Origin of the sequence: Acidipropionibacterium virtanenii (assembly GCF_003325455.1) — a bacterium.
Taxonomy (GTDB): domain Bacteria; phylum Actinomycetota; class Actinomycetes; order Propionibacteriales; family Propionibacteriaceae; genus Acidipropionibacterium; species Acidipropionibacterium virtanenii.
Map to the genome: position 1 here is coordinate 2,286,895 of NZ_CP025198.1, position 24,598 is coordinate 2,311,492.

The 24,598-nt window shown below is 69.2% G+C and carries 23 protein-coding genes; 13 read left to right on the plus strand and 10 right to left on the minus strand.

The window, feature by feature from the left end:
• Window positions 1–6 precede the first annotated feature (6 nt).
• Together pspAA and JS278_RS10565 are read right to left on the minus strand one after the other, a co-directional pair.
• Window positions 7–297 (minus strand): PspA-associated protein PspAA, encoded by a 291-nt coding sequence (gene pspAA / locus JS278_RS10560; protein WP_114045157.1) that lies wholly within the window; start codon window positions 295–297, stop codon window positions 7–9.
• Window positions 294–1,103, minus strand: a complete 810-nt coding sequence (locus JS278_RS10565; RefSeq protein ID WP_114045158.1) for a PspA/IM30 family protein — start codon at window positions 1,101–1,103, stop codon at window positions 294–296. The genes pspAA and JS278_RS10565 overlap by 4 nt, the downstream gene beginning before the upstream one ends.
• A 269-nt stretch (window positions 1,104–1,372) precedes the next feature.
• Here JS278_RS10565 and JS278_RS10570 point away from each other — a divergent pair, with 269 nt between their 5' ends.
• Together JS278_RS10570 and JS278_RS10575 are read left to right on the plus strand one after the other, a co-directional pair.
• Window positions 1,373–2,044 (plus strand): DUF3043 domain-containing protein, encoded by a 672-nt coding sequence (locus JS278_RS10570; protein WP_114045159.1) that lies wholly within the window; start codon window positions 1,373–1,375, stop codon window positions 2,042–2,044.
• Between the two features lie 65 nt (window positions 2,045–2,109).
• Complete coding sequence (locus JS278_RS10575) at window positions 2,110–2,328, plus strand: hypothetical protein (RefSeq protein WP_114045160.1); 219 nt, start codon at window positions 2,110–2,112, stop codon at window positions 2,326–2,328.
• A gap of 25 nt (window positions 2,329–2,353) precedes the next feature.
• Here the strand turns inward: JS278_RS10575 and JS278_RS16795 are convergent, their stop codons facing one another.
• A complete protein-coding gene (locus JS278_RS16795; RefSeq protein ID WP_425451438.1) occupies window positions 2,354–2,701 on the minus strand; it encodes a hypothetical protein in 348 nt (115 codons plus the stop codon).
• Between the two features lie 248 nt (window positions 2,702–2,949).
• Here JS278_RS16795 and sucB point away from each other — a divergent pair, with 248 nt between their 5' ends.
• From sucB to JS278_RS10600, 4 genes are all read left to right on the plus strand, one after another.
• Entirely contained in the window at window positions 2,950–4,674 is a 1,725-nt protein-coding gene (gene sucB / locus JS278_RS10585; RefSeq protein WP_114045162.1) for a 2-oxoglutarate dehydrogenase, E2 component, dihydrolipoamide succinyltransferase, read from the plus strand.
• Between the two features lie 91 nt (window positions 4,675–4,765).
• Window positions 4,766–5,626, plus strand: coding sequence for a lipoyl(octanoyl) transferase LipB (gene lipB / locus JS278_RS10590; RefSeq protein ID WP_114045163.1), 861 nt, complete (start codon window positions 4,766–4,768; stop codon window positions 5,624–5,626).
• An 88-nt stretch (window positions 5,627–5,714) separates the two neighbouring features.
• Entirely contained in the window at window positions 5,715–7,637 is a 1,923-nt protein-coding gene (locus JS278_RS10595; RefSeq protein ID WP_114046271.1) for a cytochrome c oxidase assembly protein, read from the plus strand.
• Complete coding sequence (locus JS278_RS10600) at window positions 7,634–9,841, plus strand: heavy metal translocating P-type ATPase (protein WP_114045164.1); 2,208 nt, start codon at window positions 7,634–7,636, stop codon at window positions 9,839–9,841. Before JS278_RS10595 ends, JS278_RS10600 begins: the two co-directional genes overlap by 4 nt.
• A gap of 116 nt (window positions 9,842–9,957) precedes the next feature.
• Here the strand turns inward: JS278_RS10600 and JS278_RS10605 are convergent, their stop codons facing one another.
• Complete coding sequence (locus JS278_RS10605; RefSeq protein WP_114045165.1) at window positions 9,958–11,199, minus strand: IS110 family RNA-guided transposase; 1,242 nt, start codon at window positions 11,197–11,199, stop codon at window positions 9,958–9,960.
• Between the two features lie 368 nt (window positions 11,200–11,567).
• Between JS278_RS10605 and lipA the strand changes: the two genes are divergently transcribed.
• The 3 genes from lipA to JS278_RS10620 are packed head-to-tail and all read left to right on the plus strand — an operon-like array spanning window position 11,568 to window position 15,192.
• Window positions 11,568–12,557: a lipoyl synthase gene (gene lipA / locus JS278_RS10610; RefSeq protein ID WP_114046272.1), complete on the plus strand. Its 990-nt coding sequence runs from the start codon at window positions 11,568–11,570 to the stop codon at window positions 12,555–12,557.
• Between the two features lie 49 nt (window positions 12,558–12,606).
• The gene (locus tag JS278_RS10615; RefSeq protein WP_114045166.1) at window positions 12,607–13,374 is read left to right on the plus strand and encodes a DUF4191 domain-containing protein; all 768 of its coding nucleotides are present in this window, start codon (window positions 12,607–12,609) and stop codon (window positions 13,372–13,374) included.
• Between the two features lie 3 nt (window positions 13,375–13,377).
• A complete protein-coding gene (locus tag JS278_RS10620) occupies window positions 13,378–15,192 on the plus strand; it encodes an ABC-F family ATP-binding cassette domain-containing protein (protein WP_114045167.1) in 1,815 nt (604 codons plus the stop codon).
• On the opposite strand, the gene JS278_RS10625 is transcribed toward JS278_RS10620, so the two are convergent.
• The 5 genes from JS278_RS10625 to JS278_RS10645 all read right to left on the minus strand — a co-directional run bounded on the left by JS278_RS10625 (window position 15,176) and on the right by JS278_RS10645 (window position 19,327).
• Window positions 15,176–15,625 (minus strand): CBS domain-containing protein, encoded by a 450-nt coding sequence (locus JS278_RS10625; RefSeq protein WP_114045168.1) that lies wholly within the window; start codon window positions 15,623–15,625, stop codon window positions 15,176–15,178. The genes JS278_RS10620 and JS278_RS10625 overlap by 17 nt on opposite strands.
• Window positions 15,626–15,701: 76 nt before the next feature.
• Complete coding sequence (locus JS278_RS10630; RefSeq protein WP_114045169.1) at window positions 15,702–16,373, minus strand: DedA family protein; 672 nt, start codon at window positions 16,371–16,373, stop codon at window positions 15,702–15,704.
• A gap of 53 nt (window positions 16,374–16,426) precedes the next feature.
• The gene (locus tag JS278_RS10635; protein ID WP_114045170.1) at window positions 16,427–17,560 is read right to left on the minus strand and encodes a glycosyltransferase; all 1,134 of its coding nucleotides are present in this window, start codon (window positions 17,558–17,560) and stop codon (window positions 16,427–16,429) included.
• A gap of 4 nt (window positions 17,561–17,564) precedes the next feature.
• Window positions 17,565–18,005, minus strand: a complete 441-nt coding sequence (locus JS278_RS10640) for an RDD family protein (RefSeq protein ID WP_114045171.1) — start codon at window positions 18,003–18,005, stop codon at window positions 17,565–17,567.
• Window positions 18,006–18,028: 23 nt separating this feature from the next.
• Window positions 18,029–19,327, minus strand: coding sequence for a hypothetical protein (locus JS278_RS10645; RefSeq protein WP_114045172.1), 1,299 nt, complete (start codon window positions 19,325–19,327; stop codon window positions 18,029–18,031).
• Between the two features lie 211 nt (window positions 19,328–19,538).
• Here JS278_RS10645 and glnA point away from each other — a divergent pair, with 211 nt between their 5' ends.
• Both glnA and JS278_RS10655 read left to right on the plus strand, forming a co-directional pair.
• Complete coding sequence (glnA, locus tag JS278_RS10650; RefSeq protein ID WP_114045173.1) at window positions 19,539–20,960, plus strand: type I glutamate--ammonia ligase; 1,422 nt, start codon at window positions 19,539–19,541, stop codon at window positions 20,958–20,960.
• Between the two features lie 190 nt (window positions 20,961–21,150).
• Entirely contained in the window at window positions 21,151–21,309 is a 159-nt protein-coding gene (locus tag JS278_RS10655; protein WP_181833703.1) for a helix-turn-helix transcriptional regulator, read from the plus strand.
• A 27-nt stretch (window positions 21,310–21,336) separates the two neighbouring features.
• Here the strand turns inward: JS278_RS10655 and JS278_RS10660 are convergent, their stop codons facing one another.
• Entirely contained in the window at window positions 21,337–22,341 is a 1,005-nt protein-coding gene (locus JS278_RS10660) for a YdcF family protein (RefSeq protein WP_114046273.1), read from the minus strand.
• A 136-nt stretch (window positions 22,342–22,477) separates the two neighbouring features.
• On the opposite strand from JS278_RS10660, the gene JS278_RS10665 reads away from it, so the two are divergent.
• On the plus strand, window positions 22,478–23,296 hold the full coding sequence (locus JS278_RS10665) for a Nif3-like dinuclear metal center hexameric protein (protein ID WP_181833704.1): 819 nt from the start codon (window positions 22,478–22,480) through the stop codon (window positions 23,294–23,296).
• A gap of 78 nt (window positions 23,297–23,374) precedes the next feature.
• Window positions 23,375–24,598: a threonine/serine exporter family protein gene (locus JS278_RS10670; protein ID WP_245935311.1), complete on the plus strand. Its 1,224-nt coding sequence runs from the start codon at window positions 23,375–23,377 to the stop codon at window positions 24,596–24,598.

The window sequence follows — 24,598 nt, forward strand, 5'->3', positions numbered from 1 at the left end:
GGACTCTCACCCGGGGATCAGGCCCTCCCCCGAGTTGCTGTCGGCGAGGAGGACGGAGACCTCCTCGACGGTGGCGTTGACGTCGGGAACGATGAGGTCGGAGTCGATGATCTCGTCGTCGGGAACCTGCCGACCGTGCTCGCGGACGGTGGCGGCAAGGCGCGTGAGGGCCTCGGTGAGTTCGGCCTGGACGCCGCCGGCCACGGCGTGCTCCACGTGCCCGTCGATCGTGTTCAGCTCGGAGAGGGCGGAATCGGGGACGTCCCACTGTCCCTCGCCCATGATTCGGATGATCATTTCTGGTCCTCCTGTGAGCCGCCGACCTGTCGTGCGGTGCCTGATTGCTGCGTGGCGCCCGGCTGCTGGCCGGGTTCCAGCTCGGGACGGGCCTCATCGCCACCCGCACCGATCTGAGCCTTGAGCGCCGAGAGCTCCGACTCGACCGAGGAGTCGGAGGCCAGGGCGTCGAGTTCGGCCGTGATGTCGTCCTGGCGGGTCTGCGTCGGGTCCTCGATGGCTCCGGAGGCGATCAGCTCGTCGACGGCGCCGGCCCGGGCCTGGAGCTCCATCGTCTTGTCCTCGGCCCGCTGGATGGCCATGCCGACGTCGCCCATCTCCTCGCTGAGACCGGTGAAGGCCTCGTTGATGCGGGTCTGGGCCTCGGCGGCCGAGTAGCTGGCCTTGATGGTCTCCTTCTTGGTGCGGAAGGCGTCGACCCGGGCCTGGAGACGCTGAGAACCCCGGATGAGTTTCTCCTCCTCGGCCTGCAGGGTCGCGTGCTGGGTCTGGAGGTCGTTGAGCTGGCTCTGGAGCCCGGCCTTGCGGGTCAGGGCCTCGCGGGCAAGATCCTCGCGGCCCTGTTCGAGGGCGCGCTGGGCGGAGCGCTGCATCTTGTCGATCTCACCATTGAGCTGGTTGGCCTGCAGCTCGATCCTCTTACGGCTGGTCGCCACATCGGCGACCCCGCGACGAACCTTCTGCAGCATGTCCAGCTGCTTCTGATATGAGTAGTCCAGCGTCTCGCGAGGATCTTCCATCTTGTCCATGGCCTTGTTGGCCTTGGAGCGGAAGATCGTCGAGAATCGCTCGAAAATTCCTGCCATGGGCGAGTCGGATCCTTCCGTATCTGTGAGCCCTGCGCTGCGGGCGCGAGCATCCCGCGGCCAGGGCCGGCCTCGGTGACGGGTACAAGAGTACGGGTCCGGGGCCAAAGCCGAACCTTTCGCCCGTCGGCAGTGATTCTCCCAGGGAGGAATCCGGGGCCGGAGGGAGGCAGTCCCCTACCGGGTGACACGATCTTCTACACTTACCCACGGCTCCCGTGCGGGGGCGCCCGGCATCAGCGGGGCGAACATCGGAACAAGGATTCAGCGTGGGACTCTTCCGCCCGTACAAGCAGGGCCAGACCGAGACCGAGACCGTCAAGGGCTCCGGACAGCAGGAGTCCGGAAGCACCGGCGCCCAGGCCGATGACCGCAGGCCCGAACAGGCAGAAGCCCCCGCCGAGGAGACGGCTCAGCCGCACGGCAGGAGCGCCAAGACCGGGCCGACGCCCACCCGTGCGCAGGCCGAGGCCGCCCGGATGGCCAGGCTCCATCCGAACCTGAGCCGCAAGGAGGTCCGACGGCGGGACCGCCGGGCCCGTGAGCAGCGTCGGCTCTCCAGCCTCGAGTCGCTGGAGAAGCGCCCGGAGCGTGCCATGATCCGCGACTACGTCGACTCGCGCCGCACCTTCGGCGAGTACATCATGCCGATCTTCCTGATCATCATGGCCGCGTGGCTGGCGATCATCATGTTCCTGCCCGAGCAGATCGTCCTGGTCAATCTCCTCTCCCTGGTGATGCTCCTCACGATGATCGGGTGGGGGATCGACACCTGGCGGCTGTGGCGAGGAGTCAGGAAGGAACTCGCCGCGAGGTTCCCACAGGTACCCCGCAAGGGTCTGCTGAGCTACCTCAACAACCGGGTCATGACCCCACGCCGCTGGCGCAACCCCGCCCCGGCCGTGGAGCGCGGTGGCGCCGCGCGCACTCCCAAGGGCTGAGCGCATCCAGGGGGCCGGCACATCCCGGGCTGGTGGTCCGCGCCCGGGTCTGCTTGTCTGGTGACATGAGCTTCGCCTGGATTCTCACCGTCCCCCACCCGTCCCCGGCCGGCACCGATGCGCTGGCCGAACTCGGCGCCTCCCAGAGCTTCGACAGCGCCGAGGAGGCCGATGCATGGCTCGGGGAGCACTTCGACGAACTCTCCTTCGAGGGGGTCGACGCCGTCACCCTCGCCGAGGACGGCACTCCGGTGCGGGAGAGGATGAGCCTGTCAGAGGCATGACCTCCGAGGCCGTCGGAGGCCGACTTCAGGCGCTGCGGGGGCCCGTGGCGGCGCCGGCCCGCTTCTGCCGGGCGCGCGACCGCGACACCGTCATGCCGAGGCCGAAGGCGAAGGTGACTCCACCCAGGACGATGACCGTCGGCCTGGACTGGGCGACCGCACGGCGTCGCTGGTCATAGGTCTGCACAGTGCCGGTGCGTACCGAGGTGTAGCTCGACTTGTGGCAGACGTCACCGGGCGCCATCACCGCACCGCGACAGCTCACCGTGGGGCTGGCCATACCGATGATCCCCCACCACAGCAGTACCAGGCCGACGGCCACTATGACCCAGTCGAGTGCCGACCGCCAGGACCAGGCGGTTCCGTACCGCACAGTTGCGTCCCGCGACCTTGTCCGGCGTGGTCGTGCGTGCTGCTCCATCTGCCCTCCGCGATCGGTCCGACGGTCCGACGCTATCGGGCGGACGGCGCCCACCGCCCCCTCGTCGTCACCACCGGTCTTCGCCCTGCGCGATCCCGATCCCCACCGGAACCCTCCGGATTTGTTACAGAATGCACATTCTCCGGCACTCGGGCTAGTCTGAAAACCACACGTTGCGGCTTGCAAAGGAGCTCCACCTCATGTCGACCGAAGTCACCCTCCCAGCACTCGGCGAATCAGTCACCGAGGGCACCGTGTCCCGCTGGCTCAAGTCCGTCGGAGACACCGTCGAGGCCGACGAGCCACTTCTCGAGGTGTCCACCGACAAGGTCGACACCGAGGTCCCCTCCCCCGTCTCCGGCACCCTCCTGGAGATCCGGGTCAACGAGGACGACGAGGCCGAGGTCGGCTCCGTCCTGGCCGTCATCGGCGATCCCTCCGACGCCCCCGAACCGGCCGCACCCGAACCCGCACCGGCCGCACCAGAGCCCGCCCCCGAACCCGAACCCGCTGCCGCACCGGCCGCACCCACGGGCGCGAAGGGCACTGAGGTGACTCTCCCGGCCCTCGGCGAATCAGTCACCGAGGGCACCGTGTCCCGCTGGCTCAAGTCCGTCGGAGACACCGTCGAGGCCGACGAGCCACTTCTCGAGGTGTCCACCGACAAGGTCGACACCGAGGTCCCCTCCCCCGTCTCCGGCACCCTCCTGGAGATCCGGGTCAACGAGGACGACGAGGCCGAGGTCGGCTCCGTCCTGGCCGTCATCGGCGATGCCTCCGACGCCCCCGAACCGGCCGCACCCGAACCCGAACCGGCCGCACCCGAGCCCGAACCGGCCGCACCCGAGCCCGCACCGGCACCGGCACCGGCACCGGCACCGGACGAGCCTGAATCCGCCACCCCGACTCCTGCCACGCCGCCCTCGGCCGGCGCCAATGAGGTGGCCCCCCGTGCCACCAGCCCCTCGGCCGACGTCTACGTCACCCCTCTGGTGCGCAAGCTCGCCAAGGAGAACGGCATCGACCTGTCCACCCTGACCGGAACGGGCGTCGGCGGTCGGATCCGGAAGCAGGACGTCCTGGCTGCAGCCGAGAAGGCCAAGGCACCCGCACCGGCCGCAGCGGCTGCACCCGCGCCGAGCGCACCCGCGCCGGCCGCCGGATCCGCCAAGGCGGCGGCCCAGGCGGTCTCCCCGGAGGCCGTCGCACTGCGCGGGACCACCGAGAAGATGAGCCGACTGCGCAAGGTGATCGCCTCCCGGATGGTCGAGTCGCTGCGCGTCTCGGCCCAGCTCACGGCGACGGTCGAGGTCGACATGACCGCGATCTCGCGGATCCGCAAGGCCGAGAAGGCTGCCTTCAAGGCCAGGGAGGGGGTCGGGCTGTCCTACCTGCCCTTCATCACCAAGGCTCTGGTCGAGGCACTCAAGCAGAACCCGAAGTTCAACGCCCGGATCGACACCGAGGCCGGGAAGATCACCTACGGCGCCACGGAGAACGTCGGGATCGCGGTCGACACCCCGCGCGGCCTGGTGGTCCCGGTGATCAAGAACGCCGGAGACCTCAACATCGCCGGCCTCGCCCACCAGATCGGCGACCTGGCAGCCCGCACCCGCGACAACAAGGTGACCCCCGATGAGCTGTCCGGTGGCACCTTCACCATCACCAACTACGGTTCGGCAGGGGCCCTGTTCGACACCCCGATCGTCAACCAGCCCGAGGTCGCCATCCTGGGCACCGGCGCGCTGGTGAAGCGCCCCGTCGTGGTCACCAACGAGTTCGGCGAGGACACGATCGCGATCCGCGACATGATGTACCTCTCACTGAGCTACGATCACCGTCTCATCGACGGGGCGGTGGCGGCCCGCTTCCTCAGCGGCGTCAAGAACAGGCTGGAGGAGGGCGATTTCGCAGGCGAGTTCTGATCCCCGCCTGTGATCGACCAACCGTTCGAGGGCCCCGCCGGTCGCCGGCGGGGCCCTCGCCGTCTCCCCCTGCCTCGGCGGAGGACCTATCGTGAGAGCCGTGAGCGTGCAGGAATCCGGGGCCGATCTCGGCCCGAAGCAGTCGCCGACCCCTCAGCCCGTCACCCCGACGGACGCAGACGGGCATCGCCCGCAGGGGTGGGTGGACCATCCCCAGGGCCTGGAGTTCGAGTACCTGGGCATCGCCGGAACGCCGCCGATCCGCACCGAGTACCGCTGGTGCTGGGAGCACCAGCGCCGGATCCACGCTCTGGTGGCCGCTCACGAGATCCCCGACACCGTCATCTACGTCGAGCACGACCCGGTGTACACCGCCGGGCGCCGCACCCCACGCGAGGCCTATCCGTTCGACGGCACCCCGGTGGTTCCGGTGGACCGCGGCGGGGAGATCACCTGGCACGGTCCCGGCCAGCTGGTCGGCTACCCGATCGTCTTCCTTCAGCGCGGCATCGGGGTGGTCGATTACGTCCGGCGCGTCGAGGAGGCGATCATCCGGCTGCTGGCCGGCTACGGCCTGAGATGCGGGCGGGTCCCTGGGCGCACCGGCGTCTGGTTCCCCTCCGACGGACACGGGCCCGAACGCAAGATCTGCGCCATCGGGATCCGCGTCTCACGCCAGACCGCGCTGCACGGCTTCGCCCTCAACATCGATCCGGACACCGCCGGATTCGACAACATCATCCCCTGCGGCATCGCCGACGCCGACGTCACCACCGTGGCGCGGGAGCTGCGACGGGTGCACGGGCCCGCCACACCGGTTCCCTCCCTGGTCGAGGTGGCGCATCGCCTCGAGCCCGTCCTCGCCGAGCTGCTGGCGTTCGGGCCCTACACGATGAGTCCGGACATCCCCCGCCGCTCGCACCCCGCCTTCCTGCACCCGCTCGGCGAGTGACTGAATCGAACATCAAGGAGACACCGTGGCACCACGCCAGCCCGCTCGCACGTCGGCCGCCGCACTCAGCTGGCTGGCAGTGCTGGCGATGGCCCTGTGCGCCGGGTTCATCGGGTGGCTTCGCCAGTCCGAGCCGAAGCTGCTGGGGCGCGGGACCCCTGACCCGTTGACCGGTGTGCTCCACGCGCTGATCAGCACCGCCGCCTGGCTGTGCCTCGTGATGACGCTCACTCGGCTGCTTCGGGCGACCCTCCTGGGACCCGACCGCGACACCCACGATCCCACCAGGACCGTCGGAAGGCCCGTCTGGAGGATGAGCCAGGCGTGGACTCTCGCGGCCCTGCTCATGGTGCCTCTGGAGGCCGCGGACTCCTCGGGCCTGCCGCTGGCCGAGGTGATCGCCGACATACCGACCCACCTGGCCACCACCCCGTCGGTGACCGCCTGGTTCGTGATGGCGGTCATCGGCCTGGTCACCTCCCTGGTGAGCCTGCTCACCCGCACCCTCGGCGCCCTGCTGATCCTCGCCGTCGCGGTCGCGGGTTCGGCGGTGCCTGTCGTCGTCACCGGCTCGGTCTCGGTGGGGTTGAACCACGACTTCTCCACCGACGCCGGAGCCGTCTCGATGATCGCCCTGATCATCGCCGCGGCGGCCACCGCCTCACGGACCGTCGGCACCCCGGATACCGCGACCGCGCTGGCGGGCAGGACGCGGACGCCGGTGACGGTCTGCCTGGCGGTCGCCCTCGTCGGCCAGCTGGTGGTGTGGTGGCAGGGGTTGGCCGGGGTCGACCCGCTGACCACCCGTTGGGGCCTCGCCCGGCTGGTGCTGATCGTGGCACTGGCGGTCTGGCTGGCGGCGGTGCTTGCGGGCCGCCGGTCCCTGGTGGCGCTCGAGCTGACCTGCATCGCCGTGGCCCTCACCGTCACCGGCGCCTCCGGGCAGCTCATCCCTCCGCGCTACCTCGTTTCGCAGACCCCCGTCATCAACTACCTCGGGTATCCGTTGCCCGCCAGACCCACTGTCGCCTCCCTGATGCTGCCGGGCAGGCCCAACCTGCTCATGGACTTCCTGGCCTTCGCCGGGATCGCGGGATACCTGCTGGCCGTACGGAGGGTGCGCCTCGGCGGCCGGCCGTGGCAGGGCGGGCGTGTGATCGCGTGGATCCTCGGATGGTTCATCGTGGCCTACCTCGCCTCGACGGGGTTGTGGACGGCGTCCTCGATCATGTTCAGCTGGCACATGCTCGTCCACATGCTGTTCAACATGCTGGTGCCGGCGCTGCTGGTGATGGGCGCCCCGGTCACCCTGCTGCGCCAGGCGATCGATTCGGGGCGCGACGGTCTGATGAATCCTCGCTCCTGCCTGGACAGCCTGCTGAACTGGCGCCCCGCCAAGCTGCTGTTCGGCCCGTTCACCGGCTGGGCGGTCTTCGTCGCCAGCTTCTACGTGGTCTACTTCACCCCGATATTCGGCTTCCTGATGCGCTACCACTGGGGTCACCAGTGGATGCTGCTGCACTTCATGGCGGCCGGCCTGCTGCTCTTCGAGTACGTCATCGGTCTCGACGAGCTGCCCACCTCGCTGCCCCATATCGGGCGTCTCGGCTTCATCATCACGGCGATGCCCTTCCACTCCTTCTTCGCCGTCATCACCATGAGCGCCCATCAGATCATCGGTCGCGACTACTACCTCACCCTGTCCGTGCCGTGGGTCAGGGATCTGGCAGCCAACCAGAACCTCGGCGGGCAGGTCACCTGGGCCACCGGCGAGCCACCGATGGCCGTGGTGCTCCTGGCACTGTGTGTGCAGTGGTTCCTGTCGGACCGGCGCGACCAGCGCCGACTCGACAAGGCCGAGGACGAGGGGCTGGAGGACTCCTTGGGCGCGTACAACGAGATGCTTGCCCGGATGGCGGGCCAGGACGCCGTCGCCGAGGCCGAGGAGACCGCCCACACCCACCGCGACCGGCCCGTCAACCGGGACGATGAAGGGGCCTCCCAGGCATGACCCAGGACACCGACGCCCCCGGCCCCGTCTCCCTGCAGATCGGCGGTATGACCTGCTCGGCCTGCGCCACCCAGATCGAGAAGAGACTGTCGAGCCTCGACGGGGTCAGCGCCGTCGTCAACTACGCCACCGAGCGCGCCACGGTGACCGGGATGACCGGCGCAGAGGCGATCGAGGCCGTCAGACGGACCGGCTACACGGCCGCCCGGACCGGTGACGTCGACCCGGCCGCCCTGGCCGCGGCGCGGATCAACGGGCTGCGCAGGCGCCTCATCGTCGCCACCCTGCTCACCCTGCCTCTGATGGACGTCGGCCTGGTTCTGGCGCTGGCCCCGCAGCTGCGCTTCCCCGGCTGGGACCGGATGCTGGTGGTGCTGGCGCTGCCGGTCGTCGGCTGGTGCGCCTGGCCGTTCCACCGGGCGATGTGGGCGAATCTGCGTCACGGCATCACCTCGATGGACACGCTGGTCTCCCTGGGGGTGCTCTCCTCCTTCGTCTGGACCGTCATCTCGATGCTGGTCACCGCCCCCGACACCGAGGGCTACTGGCTGGGCTACGGCATCACCCCCGCCGGAGCAGACACCCTCTACCTGGACGTGGCCGCCGGTGTCACCTGCTTCCTGCTCGCCGGGCGCTATTTCGAGGCCCGGGCGAAACGCACCGCCCGGTCGGTCCTCGACGCCCTGGGCCAGCTGGCCGCCACCCGTGCCCGGCTGCTGGTCGGCGGCGCCGAGAGGACCGTCCCGGTGTCCCGGCTGCGCCAGGGCGATCTCGTCGTGGTGCTGGCCTCCGAGACCGTACCGGCCGACGGCGTCGTCACCGAGGGTGAGACGAGTGTGGACTCGTCGATGATGACCGGGGAGCCGGTACCGGTCGACGTCACCGTCGGGGACAGGGTTCTCGGCGGCACTGTGAACCTCACAGGTCGGGTCGTGCTGCGCGCCACCGCCGTCGGCGAGGAGTCCCAGCTGGCGCAGATGGCCGCCATGGCTGAACAGGCCCAGGCGCGCAAGGCCAATGTCTCCCGGCTCGTCGACAAGGTCGTCGGGGTCTTCGTTCCGGTGGTCCTGGGGATCGTCGCCATCACCGTCGCCGGCTGGTGGATCAGCGGCGCCGGCCTGCGCCATGCCCTGTCGGCAGGACTGTCGGTGCTGGTGATCGCCTGCCCCTGCGCCCTGGGCCTGGCCACTCCGACGGCGATGATGGTCGGCGTCGGACGCGGGGGCCGGCTCGGCATCCTCATCAAGGGTCCCGATGCCCTCGAGGCCGCCGGCCGCATCGACACCGTCGTCCTGGACAAGACCGGCACCGTCACCACCGGCACGATGACGCTGATCTCCCGGGTCTGCGCCGAGGGCGCCGATATGGATCGCGTCCACAGATGGGCGGCCTCTCTGGAGGCGGCGTCCACCCACCCGATCGCGGCTGCGGTGGTGAAGTCGTGTCCCGGGCCGGTTCCGGCCTGCACCGACCATCGGACGGTCGCCGGTGGTGGTCTGCACGGCACCGTGGAGGGCCACCGGGTCATCGTCGGCAGCCCGGAATTCCTGTCCGCACAGGGCCAGGCTCCGGGCCTCGAACTGGCAGCCGCGGTCGAGGCGGCCCGATCGCAGGCGGAGACGCCGGTGCTGGTCGGCGTCGACGGTCGGGCCGCCGGCGTCCTCGTCCTGGCCGACACCGTCCGTCCCGAGGCGACCGAGGTGGTGGGCGAGCTCTCCCGGATGGGACTGCGCACGGTCCTGCTGACCGGCGACTCCCGTGCCGCCGCACAGCTGGTGGGCGACCGGTTGGGCTGCGACGAGGTGATGTCCCAGGTGACGCCCTCCCGCAAGGCCGAGGTCATCGACCGGCTGCGGGCCGAGGGGCACCGGGTGGCCATGGTGGGCGACGGGATCAACGACGCCGCCGCGCTGGCGGCGGCAGATCTGGGGCTGGCTCTGGTGACCGGGACCGATATCGCGATGCGCAGCGCCGACATCATCTGCGTCCGCCACCATCTGGGGGTGGTGCCTGACGCCATCCGGCTGTCGCGCCGCACCAGACGGACCATCCTCGGCAATCTCGTGTGGGCCTTCGCCTACAACATCGCCGCGATCCCGATCGCCGCGGCCGGGCTGCTCAACCCCCTGATCTCCGGCCTGGCCATGAGCCTGTCGAGCCTCCTGGTCGTCACCAACTCGCTGAGGCTCAGAAATTTCAGATAGTCAGATAGAAGGGGCGAGGTGTTCAGCCGAGCGCGGACACAGACCGGTGCCGCAACGCGAGGCCGGCGACGCCGTGCCCGACCCCCGACCCTCCCCGCGCGATGCTCCTATGGGTGTCAAGAGGTTTGTTGGGGGTTTTCAAGTTCTGTGAGCCAGTGCGTGTACTGGTGGTAGAGGTCGGGGGCGAAGGTCTTGCCACGTTCGAGCCGGGAGAGTGTCGCGTTCGACACTCGCATGTGGTCGGCGGCCTGGAGCTGGGTGATGTTCAGGGCCTTGCGCCGGGGACCCAGGTCTGTGACGTCGACCGGTGGTCGGGGGTGGACGATCAGGTGGTGCATCTCGCGGGCGACGGCTCGTTTGAGACACCGGTTGATCTCGGTCTTGGTCTTGCCCTCCCTGATGCGGCGGGTCTGGTAGCCGATGGTCCGGTGGTCGTTGGACAACCGGTTCTCCACGATCATCTGGAGGGCCCAGTTGGCCTGACGGTCCCCGGACTTGTTGAGTCGGTGACGGGTGGTCCTGCCTGAGGACGCCGGGACCGGGTTGGTGCCGCACAGGGCGGCGAACCCGGCCTCGGTGGTGATGCGTTCGGGGTTGTCCCCGGCGGTGATCAGCAGTTGCGCGGCGGTGACGGGACCCACTCCCCGGGCCTGGAGCAGCCCCGGGTTGATCTGGGTCACCAGGCGTTTCAGGTCGTCCTCGGCGGCCTGGCTCTGGTCGGCCAGGAACTGGGACCGGCGCGCCAGGCGGGTCAGGGTGGTCCGGGTGGCCCGGGCGACCTCGTCCTCGCCGGCACGCTGGCGTGCCGCCGCCAGGGCTCGCACCAGCGGCTCGCCGGACATGCCGCGGTAGCGGGCCCGCATCTCCTCGGGGGCGGTGACCAGCACGGAGCCGATCTGGGCGCCGGCGGCGGTGTGGGCCTTGACCGCCGAGCGGTAGGCCATCATGGTGACCCTCAGGGCCTCCACCGGCCCGTCGCCGGCCTTGGGGACGACCGGAGCGACCTGGGACAGGGCGGTGCGGGCGGCGGCATAGGCATCGATCTTGTCGGACTTGCCTTTCATCCGTCGCAGTCGCCTGGCGGGGCGCAGGACCTCCTGGACGGTGATCCCGTCCTTCTGGAGGTGGCGGGTCAGCCCGGCCCCGTAGGAGCCGGTGCCCTCGACCCCGACTCGTAGAAGGGGCCCGAGACTGGTGATCCAGGCCTCCAGGGCCCGGTAGCCGGACTCGGTGGTCTGGAACTCGACCGCGCCCAGTTCCTGACCCGTGACGCTGATGACTGCGGCGTAGTGGGTCTCGGAATGGGTGTCGACCCCGGCGACGACCGGTAGTGGTTGGACTGGAACGTCGGCGCTCATGGCTGGCAGCCTCCCTGTGAGATGTCACAATGGGAAGCGTCGGCCGGGCAGGCAGACAGCACACCGAGGAGACCTTGGTGTCGGTCATGCTCCTATCAAGTCATGCCCGGCCGGCCCACGCTTCATACCCGCCGCCGGGTGGACACATCGTTCGAAGGACAGGCCCCAAGGGGCCGTCAGGGGAGTCAAGAGTCACACCCGGCAACAGGCCACTTACATTCTCGGTGGGGAGGCAGCGAGCCCTTCAGCCGAGTGCGGACACAGACTGGTGCCGCAAGGCGAGGCCAGCGACACCAACCAGATGTCTGCGGCTGCCGCCGCTACGAGGGGGCGCTGGGGGAGTCGCCTCCCCCGCTATGGTGGGCGTTGTGAGTGTCGAAGCTGACGGAAGGCGCCTGCTGCGCGTCGAGGTGAAGAACGCCCAGACCCCGATCGAGAACAAGCCGAAGTGGATCCGCACCACGGCGACGATGGGCCCGGAGTACCGCGACATGCGCCGGCGCATGAAGGACACCGATCTGCACACCGTCTGCCAGGAGGCGGGGTGCCCCAACATCTTCGAGTGCTGGGAGGATCGGGAGGCCACCTTCCTCATCGGTGGCGACAAGTGCACCAGGCGCTGCGACTTCTGTCAGATCGCCTCGGCCAAGCCTGACGGCTACGACACCGACGAGCCTCACCGGGTGGCGGCGTCCGTGCATCAGATGGGGCTGCGCTACGCCACGGTCACCAGCGTCTGCCGCGATGACCTGCCCGATGAGGGAGCCTGGCTGTGCGCCGAGACGATCCGGCAGATCCACGGCGCCAACCCCGGCGTAGGCGTCGAGATGCTCGCCCAGGACTTCTCCGGGCGCCCCGAACTGCTCGATCAGGTCTTCGAGGCCGGCCCCGAGGTCTTCGGTCACAACCTGGAGACGGTGCCGCGCATCTTCAAGCGGATCCGGCCCGGGTTCCGCTACGACCGCTCCCTGGAGGTGCTTCAGCGCGCCCATGACCACGGCATGGTCACCAAGTCCAATCTCATCCTCGGGATGGGCGAGACCCGTGAGGAGGTCTCCGAGGCGATGCAGGCCCTGCACGACGCCGACACGGATCTGCTCACCATCACCCAGTACCTGCGCCCCAACGCGCACCTGCACCCGATCGACCGCTGGGTCACCCCCCAGGAGTTCGACGAGCTGGCCGAGGAGGCCGAGGAGATCGGTTTCGTCGGGGTCATGAGCGGTCCGCTGGTGCGCTCCTCCTACCGGGCCGGGCGGCTCTACCGTCAGGCGATGGAGGCCCGCGGGCAGACTCCGGTGACCATCGTCACCGGCTACCGGGACGGCCGACGGCCGGCCCCCTTCGCGGCACGGTAGTATAAGGGGTCGCCCACATCCGAACCCTGATACATCACTGGAGTCGTCCATGCCCAAGAGCCAGGCCGCCAAGGAGCTTGCAGCTAAGCAGAAGGCCGAGGCCAAGGCTGCCAAGGAGCGTCGCAAGAATTCCGACAACCCCAAGGACTGGGGCACCTGGAAGCAGCTCGTAGAGACCTTCAAGATGACCCGCAAGGCCGACCCCTCGGTCACTTGGTGGGTGCTGGGGGCCGTGCTGGTTCCGATCGTGGTCTTCGTGGTGCTCGGGATCATCATCACGCCCTGGTGGATGTGGCTGGTCGTCGGTATCTTCGCCGGTGCGGCCTGCGGCATGTGGATCTTCAGCCGGCGGGCCCGCAGGTCCATGTACACCCGTTTCAAGGGCCAGCCCGGATCCGCCGAGGTGGCGCTGTCCCAGCTCGACAAGAAGAAGTGGACCACCACCCCGGCCATCGCGGTCTCCCGCCAGCAGGACGTCATCCACCGTGCTCTCGGCCCCGGCGGGCTCGTCCTGGTGGGCGAGGGTCACGGGAACGGGCTCCGCAAGCTGATGGCCGAGGAGAAGCACCGCCACGAGCAGGTCGCCTACGGCGTCGCCGTCATCACCATCACCATGGGCGAGGGCAAGGACCAGATCCCCCTGGAGCAGCTGGACAAGAAGATCAAGAAGCTGCCGAAGACCCTTGACGACGCCAGGATCAACGAGGTCCGCTCGCGCCTGAAGGCCCTCGACGCGATGCGCCCGAGGATCCCGGTCCCCAAGGGCCCGATGCCCACCTCGACGAAGGGCGCCCGCAATTCGATGCGGGGTCGCTGATCGGTGGCCGCCTCGATCAATATCCTCAACGCCGAGCACGTCACCAAGACGTTCGGCACCCGAGTGGTCCTCGATGACCTCTCTCTGGGACTGTCCAGCGGGGAGGTCATCGGTGTGGTGGGACGCAACGGGGACGGCAAGTCCACCCTGCTCGGGATCCTGACCGGAACCGTGGAGCCCGATGCGGGATCGGTGACCCGGACCGGATCGGTGTCGATCGGCCTGCTGGCTCAGGCCGAGACCCCGGTCCCCGGCCAGACCGTCCGCGATCTCGTCGTGCAGGGCCGCCCCGATCATGTCTGGGCCTCCGACCCGGCGGCCCGGCCGATCGTCGAGCAGATGCTCGCCGACATCGATCTGGACTCGGCCACCTCCGAGCTGTCCGGCGGTGAGCGGCGGCGCGCGGCCCTGGTGGCCCTGATGCTCGGCGACCACGATCTGCTGGTTCTCGACGAGCCCACGAATCATCTGGACGTCGAGGCGGTGGCCTGGCTCGCCGGGCACCTGCGCGCCCTGCGGGCCCACGGCGTCGCGATGCTCATCGTCTCCCACGACCGCTGGTTCCTCGACGAGGTGTGCAATCGGGTCTGGGAGGTTCACGACGCCACCGTGGACGCCTATGACGGCGGATACGCCGCCTACACCCTGGCCCGTGCCGAGAGGTCCCGGCAGGCCGCCGCCAATGAGGCACGGCGCCGGAATCTGGTGCGCAAGGAGCTGGCCTGGCTGCGCCGCGGAGCTCCGGCCCGCACCTCCAAGCCCCGGTTCCGCATCGACGCCGCGAACGCCCTGATCGCCGACGTCCCCGATCCTCGCGACAAGCTCGAGCTCGCCCGGTTCTCCGCCAGCCGGCTCGGCAAGGACGTCTTCGATCTCGACGACGTCACCCTCACACTGCCCGACGGGCGAAGCCTGCTGAAGCATCTCACCTGGTCGATCGGCCCCGGAGACCGGATCGGCCTGGTCGGCGTCAACGGGGCCGGCAAGTCCACCCTCCTCAATCTCCTCGATCAGCTGATCGAACCGACCTCAGGACGGGTCAAGCAGGGGAAGACGCTGCACATCGCCCACCTCACCCAGGAGGTCCACGAGCTGGACGCCGACCGTCCTGAGGGACGCGAGACGGTGCTCGATTCCGTCCAGCGACTGCGCCAGGAGACCACGCTCGCCACCGGGCGCGAGACCGGTGCAGGCAACCTGCTGGAGGATTTCGGCTTCACCGGTCAGCGCCTGGTGACCCGGGTCGGCGACCTGTCGGGCGGTGAGAAGCGCCGTCTCCAGCTGCTGCGGCTGCTCATCGAGGAGCCCAATGTGCTGCTGCTGGACGAGCCCACCAATGATCTGGACATCGACACCCTGCGGGTCGTGGAGGACTATCTGGACACCTGGCCCGGCACCCTCATCGTGGTCACCCACGACCGGTACTTCCTGGAACGGGTCTGCGACGTCACCTACGCACTGATGGGGGACGGGTCCTGCGTCCTGCTGCCGGGCGGCATCGACCAGTATCTCGAGGCCCGGGAGCACCGCGAGGCGGGCCCGTCGAAATCCCAGCAGGTTGGCAGCTCCGCCGACCCGTCGGCCCCCGGGCCGTCCTCGGCCCGACTGCGCCGGGCCCGCAAGGACATGGCCCGCCTGGAGGGCCAGATCTCCCGGGCCCGCCATGATCTCGACGGCATCCACGAGGAGATGGCCAGGGTGGCCACCGACTTCGTGAAGCTCAACGAGCTCCAGCAGGACGCCTCCCGCCTGGAGACGCGGATCGATGATCTGGAGAACGCCTGGCTGGAGGCCGGGGAGCTCATCGAGGAGGCGTGAGGCCCTCGGCTGTGGACACGTAGTTCATCAGGTGGTCGCGCTCGTCCTGGAGCTGGTCGAGCCTGTTCTTGACGACGTCGCCGATGCTCACGATGTTGATCAGCCTGCCGGCCTCGACGACGGGGATGTGCCGGATCCTCTGCTCTGTCATGACCCGTGCGACGTCCTCGAGATCGGCGCCCGGGGAGCAGGTGGTGACCTCGGTCACCATGATCGTGGCCACTGCCTGTTCGAGCAGGGCCGGGTCGGTGGCGAGATGGCGCACGACGTCGCGTTCCGAGACGATGCCGTCGATACGGCCGGCGGAGTCGCTGACCACGGCGCAGCCGATGTTGAGATCGGCGAGGGTGTTGAGAAGGTCGCCGACGGTGATGGTGGTGGCGACGGTGACGACGTTGGTACCGCGCTTGCGGAGGACCTCGGAGATGATCATGTGCAATTGTCACATAGTGTGACGAACCTCACAACTATGACAGTTTTCACAACCCTCCGGCCGAGCCCCTGGGCTGTCAGCCGACGTGCATGTGGGCATCTTTCTCGTCGACGCCCTGACTCTTCGGGGCCGCGTCCCCCTCGGCGTCCGCGTGCACCGGCATGAGGCGACGAAGGATCTGGTCGAGCACGGCGCCGATCGCGACCGCCAGGACGATCCCCAGCACCATCGCCAGCATGTGATTGTCGCCGATGATGCTCGCCGCCCCGGTCCCGATCGCCACCGAGTACCCGGACCACAGGATCCCCGCGATGACGTCGACGGCCAGGAAGACCCGGTAGCTGAACCCGGTGGCCCCCGCTATCGCGTTGACGATCACCCTGCCGCCAGGAATGTAGCGGGCCACAAGAATGCACAGCGGGCCGCGGCGCCGCAGCTGGCGCCTGGCCCAGGTGACCGTCCTGATCCGGCGCCGACCACCGGTGAACAGCCGCGTGTGGCCGAGCCTTCGCCCGATGAGGAAGGCGATATTGTCGCCGAGGATCGCGCCCAGCGTCGCGACCGGGACCAGCAGCCACCACGGGGGGCGGCCGACGGCGGCCAGCCCCACCACCAGGGACTCGCTGGGAACCGGCGGGAAGAAGCCGTCAATGGTGCACAGTGCGGCCAGTGCGACGAGGACCCACGGCTCGCCCGCATGCGCCGCGATCAACTGATTGATCGAGTCCATCCAGGCTGCCAGGGTCATGGCCCAAGTCTTCCACGCAGGCGCGGGCAAACCGTCGGCTCAGAGTCTGATTCTCACCTCAGACCGCGGTACACCCCGGTGAGGCTCTTCGCGAGCGCCCCCGGGGAGAACTTCTGTCGGGCGGTGGCGCGGATGAGGTCCCGGTCGAAGCTCCCCAGCCGCTCGACGAAATCGGTGAGGGCGGCCCTCAGATCGCGCTCCTCGAATCCGCGGGAGACCACCGCGGTGCCCGGGGAGAGGAATCCCTCCGGACCCCCGCACGGAGAGGCCAGTACCGGCAGCCCGGCGGCCATCGCCTCGGCGTAGACGACGCCGAAGGTCTCCCATCGGGAGAACAGCGCGAACCCGTCGGCCCCGGCCATCTCCTCGGCGACCTGTTCGCGGCCCAGCCGGCCCAGCAGCGTGATCCTGCAGTGAGGATCCCGCTCGGCCAGCAGCCCCTCGAGATCGGATCTGGCCGGCCCCTCCCCCACGATTCTCAGGCTCATCGACGGTTCGCCCTCGGCCACGGTCAGGAACGCACGGCACAGCTGCGCCATGCCCTTGCGCTCGATGAGGTTGCCGACGCTCAGCAGGTTGATCCCGGGACGACGGTGCGAGGGGCGGTCGAACAGGTCGACATCGACGACATTCGGCACCACCGCCACATCGACCCCGTAGCGCTCCACCAGGATGCGGGCCAGCGCTCCCGAGACGGCGAGCACCCGGTCGGCAGCGCCCAGCCCCACCCGGCAGTTCTCGTCGCGCAACCTGTCGACCCGGTCCGGACGCAGATGGGAGTCGTGCTCGGTGACCACCAGAGGCACCCTCCGGCTCCCGGAATCCAGGACGCCGGAGCGCACCAGCGCGGCCGCGTAATGGCTGAAATGCGCGTGCGCGATCTCGGGAGTCCCGAATCGATCGACGACCGCTCCCCACAGGCTTCTCATCGCACGGGCGTGAACGGCGTGATCCAGGCGCACCGGGACCCGGCCCAGCGGCACGTCAAGGCGGACGACGTCGATCCCGTCGACAGCGGTGACGTGGACGCCCATCGGGCGTCGGCGTCTGGCTGAGCGAGCATCCAGCGCCGCGATCACGACGCGATGGCCCGCGTCCTGAAGAGCCTTGGCCTGGTCGAGCTCGAACACTCCCCGCAACGGGTCGGAGGGGCCGGGGACCCCACGACTCACGATCACCACGTACATCGGCTCACCTCCGGTTCACCACGACGGTGCCGAGCACCATGTCGTCCAATCCTCGCCGCTCCGCGCCGATCACCACCGCCGGCAGCACCAGGCACTTCATGGCCGCCCGGACCGCCGCGCGCCACCAGCCGACCGGCCCGGCGGAGTCGAGGCGCACCACCGCGATCCTGGCCAGCAGTTGGCCGAACGATCCCGAGGTGAGGGCGGTGAGGACAGTCTTCTCGACGAAGAAGACAGTCATCGGCATCCAGGCGCGCCAGCCGGGATCACGCATGACACCCACGCCGAACAGTGCCATCGCGACAACGATCGAAGCCGCCCAGTCCACGATCAGGGCACCGATCCGCGAACCCCAGCGAGCCAGGGATCCGCGACCGCCGGCAGGCAGGCCGAGACTGGCGCCCGGCCGCTGTTCCTCGACGCTGTCAGGCTCGGTGGTCTCCACCCGCTCACCCTATCCTCCGGCTCTCAGATCAGTTCGTCATGGTGCCCGACATGGCCGAACTCCACCGAGCCGTCGGCGCACTGCCACCAGGTGAGCCTCGGGGCGCCGTGCGACTCCGCCTTCACATAGGTTCGCCAGGCCGTGGCCCCGTCGTCGCGCACCCGCTGCTTGCCGCCCCGGGGAGCGTCTGTGAACTGATGGGTCTCGTGGCGGTCCCAGGCGTGACCTGCCAGGACGTCGACCATCACCCGCACGGTCTTGGCCCGAGGCACGATCTCGGCCTCCATCGAGTCCAGGAATCGCGGTCCGAGGGTGAACGTCCTCAGGCCGTCGGCCCTCTCGCTCTCGGGGGTGCCGGTGAGCCACTCCTGCTCGATCTCCCAGCGCAGCTGCCGCCCGGGGTCCGCGAAAACCCTGGGGACCGCGCCGCCCCTGCCCTGCATCACCTCCAGGCGCAGCTGCAGGTCGGCGTTCTGCTCGGCCAACGAGTCCGCGCGCGACCGCTCGCGATCCTGGGCCTGAAGCTCCTCGTTCAGGAGCGCCAGGAGGCCCTCCTCGACGCCGGCGCTCACCCTTCGGACGATGGAGTCCACCTTCTCGTCCAGCAGCTCCTCAAGGACTGCGGCGTCCACGGTGATGCTCCGGGCCGCCGGGCCCGGCCCGGGCGCCGCCTCGGGCGCTGCGGCCTCGGGCTCGGGCGCCTCCTCGGCGGTCGGCCGCGGCGCCGTCCTCGAGAAGGCCTTGCGCAGCCCGGGCCCCGGCTTGGGCCCCGGGCCGGACCCCACAACTCCCGGGCCGGCCTGCGGCACGGCGGGCCGCGGCGCCTGGTCGCCGGCGCCCCCGGCAATGAGCCTGCGCCGGTACTCCGCCAGCTGGGCGGCCTGCCTCAGATCCAGGACCCCGTGGGGAGCCGTTCCAGAGACGTGGCGGGCCGGACCCGTGCCCTGGGAATCGGCAACATGGCGGGCGATGAGCCGGCAGGCGGCCTCCACGTCGTCCTCGGGGTAGATCGTGAACAGGCGGTGGCGGCGCCAGTAGTCGGTACGGGCCGCACCGGGCAGGATCGCCCGTACCGATCCGCCGTAGCACTGGAACTGGGTGTCGACGGCGTCCGAGAGGACCCGGGAGGCCTTCATCGTCGCCAGCACGGCCACCTCCGTGCCGGCCGGCAGCAGCTCGACCAGCCGAGCCACGTCGATCCGCGGACTGCCCGTCTCCGAGACGGGCGAGACCACCACCAGCGGTTCTGTGCGGGTGACGTCGAAGATCCTGGTGACGAGATGTCCGACCTCCGGCCCGTCCACACTCCACGTCGATGTCATGGTCGTCTCCTTCGGGTCGAGGGCTGGTGCCCAGCCTGCCACCTACGTCGGCCCGGGTTCCCCGAGCATCGGCCCGGTGGCCGCCCGGGCGGCTCGCTCCCGTGACAGGCTCTAGGGTGGGGCCTGTTACAACCCCGAAACACGATGGTGACGCCCGAGCAACCCGTCCCGGATAGCGTCGGAGAATCACCACGCAGTCGATGGAGGAAAGATGTTCGAAGGTGCAGACGACCTGCTTGAATTCGTGAAGAAGGAGGGCGTCGAGATGATTGACGTCCGCTTCTGCGACCTGATCGGGATCATGCAGCACTTCACGGTCCCGGCCCGCGAGTTCGACAAGGACACCTACGAGAAGGGGCTGGCCTTCGACGGCTCCTCGATCCGCGGCTTCCAGAAGATCAACGAGTCCGACATGGCCCTGAAGCCGGATCCCAGTAGTGCCTGGCTGGACCCGTTCCGCGAGCACAAGACACTTATCATCAACTTCTTCGTCACCGATCCGATCACCGGGGAGCTCTACAGCCGCGATCCCCGCAACATCGCCCGCAAGGCCGAGGCCTACCTCGCCTCAACCGGCATCGGCGACACCGCCTTCTTCGCCTCCGAGGCCGAGTTCTACGTCTTCGACGACGTGCGCTACGACACCCGCCAGAACACCTCCTACTACTCGATCGACTCCGAGGCCGCGGCCTGGAACACCGGCCGGCAGGAGGATGGCGGCAACCGCGGTTACAAGGTGAAGTACAAGGGCGGGTACTTCCCGGTGGCCCCGACCGACCACTTCGGCGACCTGCGCGATGAGATGGTCACCATCATGGAGGGTCTCGGCCTCAAGGTCGAGCGCGCCCACCACGAGGTCGGCACCGCCGGCCAGGCTGAGATCAACTGGCGCTTCGACACTCTCACCAAGAGTGCCGACAGCGTCATGATGTTCAAGTACATCGTCAAGAACGTGGCCTGGAACCACGGCAAGACGGCCACCTTCATGCCCAAGCCGATCTTCGGCGACAACGGCTCGGGCATGCATGTGCACTCCTCGCTCTGGAAGGGCGGCGATCCGCTGTTCTTCGACGAGTCCGGGTATGCGCAGCTCTCCGACATGGCGCGCTACTACATCGGCGGCATCCTCAAGCACGCCCCCTCGCTGCTGGCCTTCACCAACCCGAGCGCGAACTCCTATCACCGTCTGGTGCCGGGCTTCGAGGCCCCGGTGAACCTGGTGTACTCCCAGCGCAACCGCTCGGCCTGCATGCGCATCCCGATCACCGGCCCCTCCCCGAAGGCCAAGCGCGTCGAGTTCCGCTGCCCCGACCCGTCCGCCAACCCGTACATGGCCTTCGCCGCTCTGCTGCTGGCCGGCCTGGACGGCATCCAGAACAAGATCGAGCCGCCGGCCCCGGTCGACAAGGACATCTACGAGCTGCCCCCCGAGGAGCACGCCCTGATGGACCACGTGCCCGCCGATCTCGGCTCAGTGCTCAACTCCCTGGAGGATGACCACGAGTTCCTGGAGGCCGGTGACGTCTTCACCCCCGATCTCATCGACACCTGGATCGAACTGAAGCGCGAGGACCTGTCGGAGCTGCAGCAGCGCCCGCACCCCTACGAGTTCGATCTGTACTACGATATCTGAGTTCAACCCCTAGTCAGAGCCTTTCGGGACCGGATTTGTCCGGGATTTGTCCGACGTTGATCTGAGATCCTCCGCCCGTGCTGCCAGCACATCGCCAATGGCAGCACGGGCGGACTCGTCCGCTTCCGGCCACAGGTGTGCAACGTCGTGGTGGGCGAATCATGCCTGTTACAGATCATCTGAACCGGGCGTGAGCGCCATCACCATCGACACCGCCTTGCGACTGTCCAGGGCCCTCGGGGTCGACGACCGCTTCTGGATCAACATCCAGACCGACTACGACCTCGAGGTCGAGCGCGACCTGCACGCCGACGAACTGGCCAAGGTCACCGCCCTGGTCGCGAGCTGAAGTCGGCCACCATCCCGGTGAGACGGCTCACACCATCGTGCTCAGCCACCAGGCCAACGGGCCGGAGGCGAGGATCAGGATCACCATGACGGCGTTGAGCCACGGATGGACCGCCAGCAGGGCGACGTACTCGCGCAGCAGGGCGCTGGGCATGAAATACCTGGCGGTGCCCGCACCCAGCACCTGGGCCTGCAACCTCTGGCGCCGGCACAGATCGGCGGCGCGCACCGCATGGTAGGAGCTGGTCACCACCACCAGACCGGCCGGCTCCTCGGCCGTCACCAGTTCGGTGCTGAATCGCAGGTTCTCGGCGGTGGTGGAAGCACTGTCCTCGATCCGGATCGCCCCCGCCGGGACGCCGTGCTCGCTCAGGTACTCCGCCATCGCGTCCCCCTCGGCGCGCGACTCGTCGGACCCCTGGCCGCCTGAGGGGATGATGAGGGACTCGTACCCGGCGGCCCGGTCGGCCCGCCACTGGTCGACGGCCCGGTCCAGCCTTCCGCCGAGCAGCCGGGGCACCCGGCCGTTGATCAGCCCGGCGCCCAGCACCACCAGGTGGTGCGGCCCAGGAGCGCAGCGCCGCCGTCCCAGGGCCACACCCGAGGCGAGGAAGCCGAGGAATCCGAAGGACAACCAGCCCACCGCCAGCAGCGCCCCGAATCCCAGGTAGAGGGGCCCGGTGAGCTGCTGCCCCAGCGAGACGGCCAGCCAGGTCATCAGCACCACGATCGCCACGCCGAGGAGTCCCGAGAGCATATTGGCCGGGCGCAACCCCTCCTTGCGGGCCATCGTGATGCCGTTGGCGATCAGCAGCACCGGCAGCGCCAGCATCCCGAGGGCGGCGGCGACGGCCACTACCAGCACCACCACCGACCCGAGCACCGGAATGCCGACGAGCTGGCGGAACACCACCCAGGCCCCGGCCAGCACCGCGCACAGCAGCACGAGCCCGTTGGTCCACGCACCGGGACGCCACCGTGCCAGCAGCGCATAGCCCACGAGCAGGACGAGAGTGATCAGGACACCGGTCATGTCTGCCAGCATGTCAACACTGCCGCCCCGGTTCCAGCCACGGGCCGCCGGGTCCTCCCGACCCGGAGAGGAATCCTCCTCCGGTGCGACCCGCGGCTCCTCCGCCGGCAGGAGCCACGCCGGTAGCGTGTGTCCCATGACCACCGTTGCAGACATCCGTGCCAGCCTGGACCGCTGGTATCCGCCCGAACTCGCCGAGACCTGGGACCGGCCGGGCCTGGTGTGCGGTGACCCCGCCGATCCGGTCGGCACCGTGGCCTGCGCCCTTGAGGCCACCGACGCCGTTGTGGACGCCGCGATCGCGGCCGGGGCGCAGATGCTCGTGGTACATCACCCCCTGCTGCTGCGAGGGGTGTCCTCGGTGGCGGCCGACACCCCGAAGGGGCGCATCGTCCACCGTCTGATCCGCTCGGGCATCGCCCTGATGAGCGCCCACACGAATGCCGACGCCGCGGTCGGCGGCGTCAACGACGTCCTCGCCGAGATCCTCGGGATCAGGGTGACCGCGCCCCTGGAGCGGGCCGCCGTCGGGGACAACCCCCTGGAGGGGATCGGGCGGGTCGGAGAACTCGACGAGCCCCTCACCCTGCGCGAATTCACCGCCAGGGCGGCCGAACGTCTCCCCGTCACGGTGTGGGGGGTCCGCGCCGCCGGAGATCCGGATCAGACGGTGCGCACCGTGGCACTGTGCTCGGGCGCCGGGGATGCCCTCCTCGCCGATGCCGCCAGCAGCGGCGCCGACGTCTACCTCACCAGCGACCTGCGCCACCACCCCGCCGACGAGCAGCTGCGTGCCGGGGGCCCGGCCCTCATCGACACCGCCCACTGGGCCTCCGAGTCTCCGTGGTGCCGATCGGTCGCCGACCGGCTGGCCGAGGCCCACGACGTCACCACCACAGTGCTCGAGGTACGCACGGACCCCTGGACCATCGGTATCCGCCGCGAGGAAGTCTGAGGGGCGGCACCAGTGGACACTGCGCGCAATGATCGCGAATTCATCGACGATACCGAGGCGGTGGTGCGGCTCGGCTCGATGCTGCTGTCGGCCGGGACGGGTTCCTACCGGGTCAAGCGGGCCATGGAGCGCGCGGCCACGGCCCTGGGGATGGAGCGCCACGATGCCTCCGTGGGCCTCACCGAGATCAGTGTCACCGCGCACCGGGGCGACAACTTCCGCACCGTGGTGCGCGAGGTCTACCGGGTGCGGGTCGACTCCTCGCGGATCCAGTCCCTGGAATCCCTGTCCCGACACCTGCCCCATCCGTGCACCGCCGCGACCCTGGAGGCCGAACTGGATCGCATCTCCCGCACCGTCACCGCCCGCTGGAAGCCCTGGCAGAACATTCTGGCCGCCGGCATCGCCTGCGCGGGATTCTCCGTGCTCAACCGGTTCCCGCTGGCCGACGCCCTCGTCGTGCTGGTCGCGGCCTGCTGCGGCCAGCTGGTCCGCCGTATCGCGACCAGACGCTGGCTCAACCAGTTCGGCACAACCGCGATGGCCGCCGCGGCCTCCAGTCTCGTCTACCTCGCGGTGGCAGCGCTGCTGAGTCTCACCGGGCTGCCCGGTCTGACGGGCATCAGCGATCCCGGGTATATCGCGGCCCTGCTCTTCCTGGTGCCCGGCTTCCCGATGATCACCTCGATCCTCGACATGGCCCGGATCGATTTCACGGCCGGGCTTGCGCGAGCCGGATATTCCCTCGGACTGGTGATCTCGGCAACCATGAGCGCCTGGGTCATCTCCTTCATCACCGGACTCACCCCGCTGGTCACCGAATCCACCCTGCCGGGGGCGTGGCAATGGGTCGCATATGCCGTCGCGACCTTCCTCGGCGTCGCCGGATTCGCCGTCCTGTTCAACTCCACCGGCCGGATGGTTCTCATCGCCGCCGCGCTGGGAACCATCGGAAACCTCGCCCGGCTCGGCCTGGTGACCGCCTCCGTGCCGGCCCAGCTCTCGGCCGGGCTGGGCGGCCTCATCGTCGGGCTGCTGGCCTCCCCACTGACCCACAGGCTGGACATCCCCCGCATCACGGTGACCGTGCCGGCCTGCCTCATCATGATCCCGGGAACCGCGATGTACCGGATGATGTACTGGTTCAACGCCGAGAACACGGTGCGGGCCCTCGGATTCGGGGTGGACGCCGTGCTGGCGGTGCTGGCCATCGCCATCGGGCTGGCGGTGGCCCGGATGCTCACCGACCCGGCCTGGACCTTCGCCCGGCCCGTCCCGAGCCCCCACGCCTTCAGGTCGTAG